The following is an 11818-nucleotide window of genomic DNA, read 5'->3' as shown; positions in this document are numbered from 1 at the left end:
GTGGTGTCGGAAGCGATGCGCAGCACGCGCAGGGTTCCTCCTGCCCCGATAGCGGGTGCGCCGCGCGCAGACCGCGGTGCGCCCTGGCTACGCAAATGAGCCTCCCGGCTACGCGATACTGGGCCGACCTGCGGCTTTTCCTTGATCACGCAGCCGCTGGTACTGGCTGGCTTGCTGGTGCGCAGCAACAGGGCAGGGCGCGGCTTCTTACTGCTGTGGCTGCGCGTGGTGGCGGGTCAGTGCCTGCCAGCGCCGTTCGAAGTCGTGGGCCTGCTCGGCGATGTAGTCGGCTGTGAGGGGCCGGTTGTGCTGCGCGGTGATCCCGTGAGCTGCGCATTCCTGCGCAACGGCGTCGAGCGACGGGGACTCGCTGTGCACCCGCTGCTGCGCCCAGACGGTGTAGACGCGGAACGGCAGAAGGTAGCGGCGCAGGGTGGAGGGGCTGACCGGCTTTCCACCGCGGCCGGTCATGCCCTTCGTGCTGGCGAGATAGGCGGAGAGCTGCTCGGCCTTGGGTTCCTCGCCGTGCTCGGTCCGGTACTCGGTCCAGGCAAGGTAGTAGCGGTCGACAGTGGTGAGCGCTGCGGGCTCTCCGGTCGCGTCGTCCTCGCCTGGTGGCTCGTCGAGGGGGGCGCTCACTTTGGAGCTGCGCGCCTCCTTGGCGGGGTGCGCGCCCGAGCCGGCCATTGTCCCCTCAGGTTCGTCGCGGTTCGGGACGGGCTCGTCGGCGGGTGCCTGCGCGGCGTGCTCTGTTGTCTCCTCGCCAGTGGGCGACTTGGGCTCGTCGAACTCGCGCCGCCGGAAGGCGGAAACGAAGTACTCCAGGTCTGCGCCTTTGACGGGCCGGCCGTTGCCGCCGGTGATCTGGTCCCGCTCGTAGACGTACGCGGCGAGGGCGTCCGCATCGGGGTACGCCCCGTGCTCTTGCGCGTACACGAGCCAGGCGTTGTAGAAGTACCCACCCCAGCCGTCGTCCGCGTCGCTCGGAGCCTGGGATTCGGTCCCGTCCTCAACTGCGGGCGTGGGGCGCTGCTTGAGGAACTGCAGCAGGGGTTCGAGCTGTTCGTCGGACAGTGGCCCGCCGGCCGCGGACGTGATGCCGTACTGGTCTTGGAGCCACGCAGCGAACTGCGAGCTCGTGGGCTCGAATCCGAAGGCGGCGATCCAGTCCTGGTAGGCGTCGGCGAGGTGCTGGGCGTTCCCTTCGTCCACAAGATCGTGCGACGGCTCGGAAGGTGCGGTCCGCGGCTGCCCCGCCGGCTGGGGCTGGGCGCTGCGCGCCGGAGCCCGCTCCTTCTCCTGGCCGACGGCGGCCTCGAGTTCGGGGCTCTGCCGCTGTGCCGGAGCCGGAGTCCGTTCCACCGTGAACTGAATCGGAAGCTCGTCAATGCCCGCGGCCGCAAGGCCGGCCGGGGCCGTTTCGGCCAGGGGGACGCCGTAGCGGGCGAGGCGGAGCGGCATCAGCGCCTCCACCGGGGCCTTGCGGCGCCAGGCACGGCCGAAACGGGAGCGCAGCCGGGCCTGGTAGACGAGGCGTTCCTGCTCCAGCTTGATCACCTGCTCGTAGGAGCGCAGCTCCCACAGCTTCATCCGCCGCCACAGCAGGAACGTCGGCACCGGCGACAGCAGCCAGCGGGTCAGCCGCACGCCCTCCATGTGCTTGTCGGCCGTGATGTCCGCGATCCGGCCGATCGCGTGCCGCGCCGCCTCCACGGACACCACGAACAGGATCGGGATCACCCCGTGCATGCCCACGCCCAGCGGATCCGGCCAGGCCGCCGCACCGTTGAACGCAACCGTCGCCGCCGTCAGCAGCCACGCCGTCTGCCGCAGCAGCGGGAACGGGATACCGATCCACGTCAGCAGCAGATCCAGCGCCAGCAGCACGCAGATGCCCGCATCGATACCGATCGGAAAGACGTAGGCGAAGTTCCCGAAGCCCTTCTTCAGGGCCAGCTCGCGCACCGCCGCATACGAACCCGCGAAGCCGATCCCCGCGATGACCACCGCACCGAAAACAACCACCCCGATGAGAACCCGATGCGCCCGAGTCAGCCGAGGCACACCACCCGTCCCCGCCGCCACGCCCTATCCCCCCTTACTGAAACCTGACGACTGAGCAGGTATCACACTGTCACGACAAGCCACACGCTGTGACCCCCGAGGGCGCGGCTCCGGAGGGATCGTCCACGAAAAGTGACCGCTGCGCAGTGTGCATGGGAGTCGGCCTTGTCCTGCACCTGAGCAGCCCGGCCGGCGCAGGAGTGCTGGGGAGCCGCCGTGCCGTACACCGAGTTGTTCACGACTGCCGGATACCACATGGTGTGCTGGCTCGCCGTCCTGGACCGGGCTCGCCGTCCTGCACCCGGCAAGCACAGACACCACTGTCTCCCACACACCGCTACCCCACTCCACGCCCGGAACAGAGGTACTCGCGCCCCCACCAGACAGTCCGCCGCACCCGCCCGACCGGCGGGACCCCTCGGGAACGAAGGACTGCCCGCCGCACCGGAGCCGCCGGCACACCGCTGCAGCTCACGGCCGAGGAACTAAGCCCGGAGCGCGCCGCACGCCTGACTCGCCGCAGCCGCCGGCACTGCGCCAGCGCAACTCCCTCCTCGGCCCGCGCGCCGCCTCCGCCGCGGCCTGCGAACGCAGCCAGATTCATCACCTACAACCTGTTCGTCGCCTACCTCGGCACCCCCTGACGGCTCGAGACCCCCCACACGAGACCGGCGAACGCCTCGCCCCCCCTGGTCCCCCGGCAGGCCGACCGCTTCTTCCCGTTCCCGCGGTACCCAGCCGCCGTCCCGCACGCCGGGTTTGATCTCGCCGAGGACGCACAGGGACCATGCGTCTTCGTCCACGCCCTCGACGAAAGCCACATCCCAGTTCGCGCGCCGTACACCCGCGGCAGCGACACCCCGGCCTCTCCCGCGACCTCCGGCCACCGACGCCCGAAGCTCGACAAGCCGAACCCATCTGCAACCAGCCGAGCACCTCACCAGTCTTGTGGACCGTACATCCACCCGATCTGCTCCAGCGTCCTCGGCAGCGCCGTCGCCAGGCCGCACGGCGTGGCCTACACCTCGGCACTATCATGATCCTTTCCTTCATAGCCGCGACTCTGCGCTCCGCAGCCGTGTTCTACACCGGCTGGCACCTGCCGGGCGTGCGCGAGTTGAAGTACCGAACGGACGCTGAGCCTTTTGGCACGGTGGAGCCACAGGATCAGGCGGAGAAGGCGACGTAGGTTCCCGTTGTCAGGCCGGAGAAGGTGATCAGCTGCCGCGGCTTGAGGCAGCTGAATGCGGCGTGCATCGCAACGCCGGCGGCAACGGCGTACGGCATGGTCTGCGGGATGAGTAGCGCGATCGGCAGTGCGAGCTCCGCTGTGATGACGACGGCGGCGATCAGGCGCCACAGCCGGACGTCACGGTCAGTGAGGTTGCCGAGGCGGTGTAGAACGACGGCCGGGACGGCGTACTGACCGCGGCGATGCGGGAGGTGCTGTCGGACCTGGGTGTAGGTGTGCACCCACTGCGCGAGGTAGAGGCCGCTGCGGAACTGGTCGCTGCGGATCTTCTGCCAGGCGCTGTTCCAGTAGATGTCCGTGGTGATCAGCACGAGGAGGCACAGGGCCCATGTGTTCGCGGCGCTCGGGGTGTGCTCGATGTGCAATCCGTGGCCGAGGTCGCCGGCAAGGCCGAGGCAGGCGCCGGTCAGCAGGGTGTAGCGGACGGCGTTGGGGCTCTTGAGGTAGAGGAGTTCCATGGCGGCTCCGGCCAGGGTCACCAGCAGGGCGAGGCGAGGGGCGGCGCCGAGCGCCAGAGCGAGCGCGGCGGCCGTGCGGATGAGCAGGGCGGGCCGGTATGCGGCTGCGAGGAGCCGGGATCGGCGTGGGCCGAGGCGTTGTTCGGCGAGGCGGAGGCTGAGGGAGCCGGGGACGAAGCGGTCCCAGCCGCCTTGGCCGAGGGCGAGTGCGAAGCGTGTGGTGAGCACGGTGCCGAAGATGATCCGGAACATCTGCAGCCGGCCGGGGTCGGTGGGGCGGGTGAAGCCGGAGGCGAGAGCGTCAAAGAACCACACGGCTGGCCACCACCTTCACGGGCTGCTCGCCGCGGGCGGACAGTACGCGGCCGATGCCGTCGATGCGGTCGTAGCGGCCGCTGGCGGTGAGGTGGTCGAGGACCGTCTGGAGCTGGGGCGGGCCGAGGATGAAGCTGCCGGGCGACAGGTGGTCGTAGACGTTGACCGGCTCGGCGTGGCCGTCCTTGGTGCCGGTGAGCTGGACGATGGTGAAGGTGGCGCGGCAGAACATCTTCCACCGCAGCCAGCGGCCGGGCAGAGGGGTGAAACCGGTGATCATCCATGCCACGAGGGCAACGGTGATCACGATTTGGGCAGCGGGCAGCATGGATTCGGGCATGGTGAAGACCTCCGTGGGGAGGGTGACGGCGAGGCGCGGCCGGTCCTTCGGGCCGGGCGCCGCAGTTGTTAGCGCTCGGGCTTGGGGGGCCGCTGCATCAGCGCGGCCGCGGCCTGGTCGAGCGTGACCTTCTCGTGCAGCAGGTCGGAGACGATCTCGGTGAGCGGCATCTCGACGCCGTGGATGCCTGCCAGGGCGAGGATCGCCTTGGCGGACTTGACGCCCTCGGTGGTCTGGCGGGTCGCCGCGGTTGCTTCGGCCATGGTCAGGCCTTGACCGATGTGGGTGCCGAAGGTGCGGTTGCGTGACAGCGGTGAGGAGCAGGTCGCCACGAGGTCGCCCAGACCGGCGAGGCCGGCGAGAGTGGCCGGGTGGGCGCCCAGTGCGGTGGCCAGCCGGGTGGTTTCCGCGAGGCCCCGGGTGATGAGCATGGATTGGGCGTTGTGGCCCAGTCCCATGCCGGAGGCGACGCCGACGGCGAGGGCGATGACGTTCTTCACCGCGCCGCCGAACTCACAACCGACTACGTCGGTGGAGGTGTAGGGGCGGAAGTACGTGGTGTGGCAGGCGCGCTGGACGCGGTGGGCAACGTCCTCGTCGGGGCAGGCGATGGTGGCGGCGGCGGGCTGGCCGCCCATGATCTCGCGGGCCAGGTTCGGGCCGGATAGCACCGCGATCCGGTCGGCGGCGATGCCGGTCGCTTCGGTGATGACTTGACTCGCCCGCAGCCCGGAGCCGATCTCGATGCCCTTCATCAGCGACACGATCACGGTGTGCGGTCCGATGTGCGGAGCCCAGGCCGCGAGGCTGGCACGCAGGGACTGCGCGGGGATGGACAGCACGAGGAAGTCCGCGCCCTCCAGCGCGGCGGCCGGATCGGTGGTCGCGGTCACCGTGTGGGGCAGCTCGACGTCCGGGAAGTAGCCGGGGTTGCGGTGCGTGGCGTTGATCGCGTCGGCGATCTCGCCGCGGCGGGCGTGCATGATCACGTTGGTGTCCGCGTCGGCCATGATTTTGCCTACAGCGGTGCCCCAGGAACCGGCCGAGAACACCGCCGCACGGGTGTGGCGCTGGGTCACTGCGGGGTCTCCTCGCTGGTCGCGGGCATGTCGCTGGGGTGGCGGTCGGGCGCGGTCATCCTATCGGCCGCCCGTTTTGCGCTCGTCGCTGATTGTGGGCGGCGCAGCGTCAGCACAACGGCCCGTCTTCTGCGGACCTTGGGGAGCATGCGGTGTGCCTCGCGGAGCATGTTCTGGGCCGGTGAGGCGCCCAGCTCGCGCCGCAGCTGGTCGGCGTGGGCGATCCACAGCTGGTAGAGCTGCTCCCACATGGCGGGCTCGTCGGGCCGCTCGTCCAGGTGCTCCAGCGACAGGCCGGCGGCGTCGGCCTGCTCGTGCCACGCCGGTTCTGCGCTGCGCCGCAGCGCGCGGGTGACGACCAGGCGGCCGCCCGGGGCCAGGATGCGGCCGAGCTCGCGCACAGCGGCCCCGCGGTCGGTGGCACCGCCGAGGGCGTCCACGCACACGATGCCGTGGGCGCAGCCGTCGGGCAGGCCGGTGCGCTCCAGCTCCCCGACGCGGAAGACGGCGCGGTCGGCGTTGGGTCCGAGGAAGTGGGCGCGCCGGGCAGTGGCCTGAGCGGTGGCGATGGGTGAGAGGTCGAAGGCCGTCAGACGGACGGCAAGGGCACGGGCCAGCCATAGGCCGATGCCACCGGCGCCGCAGCCGGCGTCCACGAGAAGCTGGCCGGGGTTCAGGCGCAACCTCGCGGTCAGCAGTCCCAGCAGGGGCCAGTCGCAGGAGCTGGAGGCGGCGACCTCCACGGGGTAGTCCTCGCCCATCGCCTGGGCGTACAGGCCGGCCACCACAGAGCTGCGGCCGCGGGCGGCGTGGAAGGTGTCGTACTGGGCTGAGCGGGCCTCCTGCGCGGGTGTGAGCGGCTCCGGGGCTGGGCCGGTGGTCGTCGGGTTCATCGGGGCATCGACCTTCTGATCCGGGAGTGGGTGCCGGGGCAGACGACCTGCACGGCGTGGACGGGGCAGCTGGGGGCGGTCAGGTCCAGGACGACCGGCTCATGGCTGGTGATGAGCTCGATGCGGCGGGCGATGTTCAGGGCCTGGTCGGCGAAGCCGCCGGTGGCCGGGGTGAAGCGCGCCGTCACCTCCGGCCACGGAGCAAGACCTGTGGTTCGGGCTGGGCTTGGACGGAAGGGCGGGATGTCGAAGCTGCCGGGGTCGGTGGGGAGGTCGTCGCGGGTTCCGGCGATGGTGGCGAGCCGGGACTGCGCGGCCTCGGTTACCGCCCGCGTCAGGGCGATGGCCGGGTCGCTGTGGCAGCCGCCGCCCGCGAAGACGGCCGGGTGGTCCTCCGACCACAGATACGCCAGGCACACCGGCAGCCCGTAGGGGCCCTCTACGAGGGCGATCTCCAGCGCGATGCCCGTAGTGGCCAGTCGGGCCATCACCTCGCGGCTGAACGGGTCGTCGACCGTGCGGGGGTCGATCAGCGTGCGCCGCCGTCCACCTGCCCGCGTGTCCTGGTGCAGCACGTCGCGCTCGACCACCTCGAGCAGGGCGTGCACCATCGCCTCGTCGCGGGTGTTGCCGCAGGCAAGACCGGTGCTGGTCGCCCGCCACACGTCTGCGGTCCACGGGCGGCGCTGTACGCGGCGGCGAACCAGGTCGACCGGCAGCAGCGCCTTCGCGCCGCTCACCAGGCCGAGGCCGTGCGTCCACTCGCACACCACTTCGGCGAGAGCGTCCTCGGGGTAGGAGGCGGTGGTCGGTAACGCGGCCACCGGGCAGTCAGGGGCGACCTCGGCGGCCGGGCCCACCGCGGCGATGGACAGCGGCCGCTCGATGTGCCACAGCTCGATCGCCTCCATCACCGCCGACAGCTTCGCCAACAGGGCGGTGGCGCCCTTGCCCTGCGCCACGGACAAGGTCATCGACGCCGGCCGGATCGCCGCCCACACCGGCAGCCCGATCACGTCCAGGCCTGTCAGGTCTGCGACCCGGGTGATGCCGAACTCCTCCAGGCGGCCGGCCACCGCCTCCCAGGTGTCCTCAGGCGGCCGGGCCCGTACGGTGCCTGGCAGTGCCACCAGCCGCTCGTCAATGCCCGGCACAGGTCGTCTCCATTCTCTGCGTCTCTTCCAGGAACCCGAGTACGAACCGCTTGGCGGCCTCCACCGCGCTCGCTGCCCGGCCGAGTCCCCGCGCGGCCGCCTCCGTCTCCAGGTGCTCCTCCGGGCAGCGCCACACCGTGAGCAGGAGGTCGCGGGCCGCCTCGTCGCGGACTGCGGCCGCGGACATCCCGGGGCGACGGCGGCGAGCTCGGGCGAGGACGTCGGCGTATCGGGCGACCGCTCGCCGGTCCTCGTCGGTTTCACCGGCCAGCACCAGCGCCACGGTCTCCTCGTCGCGCAGGTCAAGCCAGGGGTGGAACAGGCGGTCTGCGGGCAGGCGCCCGCCGCACGCCTGGGTCAGGCGCTCGGCGAGCGGCAACCCGGGCCCGCCGTCGGCGGGGTGCTGGGAGAGGTGTTCGAGGTAGACCGCCCATCTGCCGGGAAAGTCGGGATCGAACACCTGCTGATAGACGAGACGGTCCTTGGTGGACAGGTTCAGGCCGTCGACTTGCTCCCGCACGGCGGCGTTCGACCAGCGGCGGAAGTAGGCCGTCTCCCACCGCGGCGGGGCGACGGCCGCGCTCGCCGACGAGGCGGTGCCGTCGAGTGCGGTCGTCACGGCGGCGATCGCGTCGGCGCGCTTGAGGTCAGCAAAGTGCCGGTCCTGCTTGCGCCGCTCGTCCAGCCAGTCCGCGAACGTCCTCTCGCCCCGGTTGTGGCATACGGCCCGCACGGCGGCCCACGTCCGTTGCGGGTAGTAGACCGCGCGCAGCGCCTGCAGAAGTCCGGTGGCCCGCAGGGCGTCGAGGACCTCGTGCGCGACCGCGAGCTCAAGGGCGTGCCGCAGGTTGACCAGCGGCCAGGTAAGGGCGCGTGCGTCGTCAGGGGCCTGGCCGACAGCCACCTCGTCATCACCGTCGATGTCCCCGCGTGCATAGGCGGCGTAGATGCGGCCGACGCCGTGCATCCCGTACGGCGCCAGTTCAGCCGCCCGCAGCGCGCCGATGCTCGCAGCACCGACCATCCGGATGCCTCGACCCATCGCGGCCAGAATCTCTTTGTGCCGCAGCGCCGGCGCCTGGTGATACACGCCGTCAATGAGGACCACCGTGTCACCGCTGCTGATCTCGGGGGCGAACAAGTCACCGTGCTGTGCGGGCGGACACACCCGTACACCGGGAGCGGCGAGTTGCGGCTCGGACCGCGGCAGCGACGGCCCGACGAACACGTGAATCACCACAGGCCTCCAGGGTGAAGAGCGAGGGGGTGCTGCTCCCCCCAGCCCCAGGCCGGGCAGGAGCAGCACCAGGTCAGTGCGCGGAAGTGGAGAGGGCTACTCCTCGTCCTCCACGTCGACCGCGACCACGACGGGCCCGGTGACCTCGTCGGGCTCCTGGGCCGGCGTCTGGGCGGCGCTCATGGCGGCGCTGGTGGACTTGGACTGCGTCATGGGATGTTCCTCCTGTTCATTGAGACGGCGGAGCGGGACGGCTGCCCGCATCCGGTGATGCCACAGGCCCTGCGGTGAAGGCTCGCCTGCCCGCACCTGGGAGGGGCGGGAAGCTGATGGGTGTTCAGCCCTGCCGGGCCGGGGACTGCCGTTCGTCGACACCGTCGACGGCGCAGGGTCTGAGCTGGGACAGAGCCGGGAGCCTGCCCGGCGACCCGTTCGGGGGTCTCCGAGTCGCCGGGCAGGCGGTCAGGACGCGGCCGTCGCGAAGGAGACCACACTGATGTCGCACAGCTCGCGCACGGCCTGGCGGGCGACGACGAACCGCTCGTCCGGGGAGCGGCGCAGAACGAGCGCATCGTCGTCCGCGGGGCCGGGGCTGCCTGGCCGGGAGAACAGGTAGGGCTCGCCGCGGAACGGCACCACCTTCACCGACGGCGCGGCGGCCAGGCAGGCCGCACGATCGCGGAAGAGGTCCTCGCTGTGGTGGACGCGGATGTGCGTGAGCCGCCCGCACAGCCGGGCCGGGGCGGTCTCTGAGGTAAAGCGCAGCAGGTGGATGCCCTGGTCGACGCTGAAGGTGTCGTCCGGGCCGAAGAACCGCTCCACCGAGCTCGATCCGTACGTTCCTTGCAGCCAGGTGGCGAAGTCCGCGTCGGCGGGCAGCTGCTGTTCGCGCCGCCGGCAGGCGAGCAAAAGGTCGTGCGCACACGCCTCGGCGTCCTCGGCCGGGAGGTGGTGGAGGTGCTGCTGGAAGGGGCAGGGCACCCACCGGTCGCGGAAGCGGATGTAGGAGGAGCGGTCGTGATGCAGCAGCTCGCCTGCGGTGAACAGCTCGGCCAGCAGCCGGTCGAACTCGCCGAAGTGGGACAAGACCACGTGCCCGCCCAGGTCCCAGGCGAAGCCGGCCGGGTCGACCACGGACGAGTCGAGTCCGCCGGGCACGGGGCGGCCTCCAGCAGCGTCCAGGCGGGGTGGCCTAGCCGCTTCAGTTCGTCCGCGCAGACGAGACCGCAAGGCCCGGCTCCGAGGATGACGACCCTTTCGGACGGTAACGAGTGCGCAGAACAGGGCATGGAGCCCTCCTTCGGTCGGCGTTGAACCTGCTCCGGCGGCCCAGGCCGAGGGGGAACGTCCGGGCCGCCGGGCAGGAGCTTTACGGGGCGTGCTCCAGCGCGGTGAAGAGCTCACCGAGGGTGAGCAGCCGGAAGACGCCGAGCCTGCGCACCATTTGGGAGGCGAGCACGGTCGGCATCAGTGGATGGCCGTACGGGAGCGGCCCGTCGGGACGCTCCACGACCTGCACGTTCCCGTCGCGGACGCCGTAGCCGACACCGTTCACGCCGTACAGCGGGGCGCTGCGGGCGAGGAACACCATCGGCTCGCTGGTGAGGTGCGGGCACAGCTCCGCGGCTGTGCGGGCGTGCTCCGGGCACACGGGCGGCTGGTTGGTGAGGACGGGTTCGGCGCTGGGGTCCACGGTGTCCGGGCCTGCGAGGAAGATCCAGCCGAGCGGGGTCCGCGCGAGCCCCGCGCACACCTGGCAGCGCAGCGTCTGCATACAGCCGCGCTGCCGCAGGGGATGCATCAGCCGCCACTGCGGCCGTCCCGTCGGCTGCTCCACGTCATCGACCGGGCCGAAGCCGCAGCGCGCCCACAGCACGCCCCGCAGGTCGCGGTCGCGGGGGTCCTCGTCGGCATACCCGAGCCGGTAACGGCCGCCGCCGAGCGGGGTGAGCCGCAGGTTGTCCGGGGCGGCTTCCTCCCCCTCGCGCTGGATGACGAACGGGATCAGGCGCGAATCGGGGCGCACGGTGGTCTCTCTCGTGGTGCGGGCGGTGGTCACACGGCCTCCTTGAGGCAGCGAATCGCGACCAGCCGGTCGTGGAGTTCGTTGACGGTCCACCCCAGCCGACGCAGGTGCGCCATCGCCGCCTGACGACCGCGGGGCAGGGAATCGGCGTGCAGGGCGCGGGCGCGCAAGACGAGCTGCGCCGCGGCGGTGTCCTGCTCGGCCTCGCTCGCCACGGCGATGGTGACCAGTCGGGCGAGGTGTCCGCGGAGCCGCTCGGCGAGTTCCGTCGTGTTCTCCTCGGCCGGGGGGACGTCGTCCAGGACGGCGGCGACGTCGTCCAGCAAGGCGCAGCCGTCGAACGCTGTCCAGCGGCGGAGCCGGTTCAGCACGGTGGTGAGCTGTCCGTTGTCCAGGGGCGGCGTCCACGGTCGCACGGCGCGAGTGAAACGGGGGACGGCGCCGGGGCCGGTCACGGTTTGCCGTCCACGGCGAGGATGCACCAAGTGGTGCTGCCGTTCCGTTCGGTCCCCCAGGTGCCGCCGTGAGCAGCGGCAAGGCAGTCGACGAGGAAGAGGCCACGGCCGCACTCGGCGTCGTCGGGGGCGTGGCGGGCGACCGGTTGGCCGGGTGTTTCGCCGTGGACGGCCAGGCGCAGAAACCCGCCCCGCACCGTCATGGTCATGGTGATCTGATCGCCGTCACCGTGCTGGATGGCGTTGGTGACGAGCTCGGAGACGATGAGCGTGGCGTCGTCCACGAGAGCCTCTAGGCCGCAGTAGCGCAGCCGGGCCGCGGTCAGTTTCCGGGCCATCCCCACCCGGCGCGCATCCCGTTCGGGGATCTCATTCCCAGTGTGGGGCGGGCGGACCTCGAAGCACACGCTCATTCGGTCGTCGGTTGGACGAAGACGTTGGGGCTGGCGCTCCCGGCAGAGGTCGCCCGCCGTCTCGTCGGCGCCTCTTCTCAATGGTGGTGCGCTGGTCACCTCTGCTCCCAAGGGCTGAGATCGTGCTTGACT

General features: G+C 71.2%; 11 protein-coding genes. All 11 read right to left on the bottom strand.

Translation table 11 applies throughout. The annotated features are described in order from the left end of the window. Nucleotides 1-207: 207 nt before the first annotated feature. Nucleotides 208-2085, bottom strand: coding sequence for a DUF2637 domain-containing protein (locus tag ACQY0Z_RS32350; RefSeq protein WP_439813300.1), 1878 nt, complete (start codon nt 2083-2085; stop codon nt 208-210). 1146 nt (nt 2086-3231) lie between these two features. After that, nucleotides 3232-4089 carry a hypothetical protein gene (locus ACQY0Z_RS32345; protein ID WP_439813299.1) on the bottom strand — a complete coding sequence of 286 codons (858 nt, stop codon included), beginning with the start codon at nt 4087-4089 and terminating at the stop codon, nt 3232-3234. Beyond that, nucleotides 4076-4429, bottom strand: coding sequence for a hypothetical protein (locus ACQY0Z_RS32340; protein WP_439813298.1), 354 nt, complete (start codon nt 4427-4429; stop codon nt 4076-4078). The genes ACQY0Z_RS32345 and ACQY0Z_RS32340 overlap by 14 nt, the downstream gene beginning before the upstream one ends. Before the next feature lie 68 nt (nt 4430-4497). After that, a complete protein-coding gene (locus tag ACQY0Z_RS32335) occupies nt 4498-5508 on the bottom strand; it encodes an NAD(P)H-dependent glycerol-3-phosphate dehydrogenase (protein WP_439813297.1) in 1011 nt (336 codons plus the stop codon). Next, complete coding sequence (locus ACQY0Z_RS32330; protein WP_439813296.1) at nt 5505-6401, bottom strand: class I SAM-dependent methyltransferase; 897 nt, start codon at nt 6399-6401, stop codon at nt 5505-5507. The genes ACQY0Z_RS32335 and ACQY0Z_RS32330 overlap by 4 nt, the downstream gene beginning before the upstream one ends. Next, nucleotides 6398-7555, bottom strand: coding sequence for a YcaO-like family protein (locus ACQY0Z_RS32325; RefSeq protein WP_439813295.1), 1158 nt, complete (start codon nt 7553-7555; stop codon nt 6398-6400). The genes ACQY0Z_RS32330 and ACQY0Z_RS32325 overlap by 4 nt, the downstream gene beginning before the upstream one ends. Beyond that, complete coding sequence (locus ACQY0Z_RS32320; RefSeq protein ID WP_439813401.1) at nt 7542-8783, bottom strand: TfuA-like protein; 1242 nt, start codon at nt 8781-8783, stop codon at nt 7542-7544. The genes ACQY0Z_RS32325 and ACQY0Z_RS32320 overlap by 14 nt, the downstream gene beginning before the upstream one ends. Before the next feature lie 471 nt (nt 8784-9254). Next, the gene (locus tag ACQY0Z_RS32315; protein WP_439813294.1) at nt 9255-9950 is read right to left on the bottom strand and encodes a hypothetical protein; all 696 of its coding nucleotides are present in this window, start codon (nt 9948-9950) and stop codon (nt 9255-9257) included. A gap of 211 nt (nt 9951-10161) precedes the next feature. Beyond that, complete coding sequence (locus tag ACQY0Z_RS32310) at nt 10162-10851, bottom strand: hypothetical protein (protein ID WP_439813293.1); 690 nt, start codon at nt 10849-10851, stop codon at nt 10162-10164. Beyond that, nucleotides 10848-11234, bottom strand: a complete 387-nt coding sequence (locus ACQY0Z_RS32305) for a DUF6415 family natural product biosynthesis protein (protein ID WP_439813292.1) — start codon at nt 11232-11234, stop codon at nt 10848-10850. Before ACQY0Z_RS32305 ends, ACQY0Z_RS32310 begins: the two co-directional genes overlap by 4 nt. A gap of 35 nt (nt 11235-11269) precedes the next feature. Beyond that, on the bottom strand, nt 11270-11686 hold the full coding sequence (locus tag ACQY0Z_RS32300) for an ATP-binding protein (RefSeq protein WP_439813400.1): 417 nt from the start codon (nt 11684-11686) through the stop codon (nt 11270-11272). Between the last annotated feature and the right edge of the window lie 132 nt (nt 11687-11818).

The sequence above is a fragment of the Streptomyces sp. P9-2 genome (assembly GCF_051903975.1).
Lineage (GTDB): Bacteria > Actinomycetota > Actinomycetes > Streptomycetales > Streptomycetaceae > Streptomyces > Streptomyces cellulosae.
Note: the sequence above shows the minus strand (reverse complement) of the source record. Positions and strands in the feature narration are given on the sequence as shown.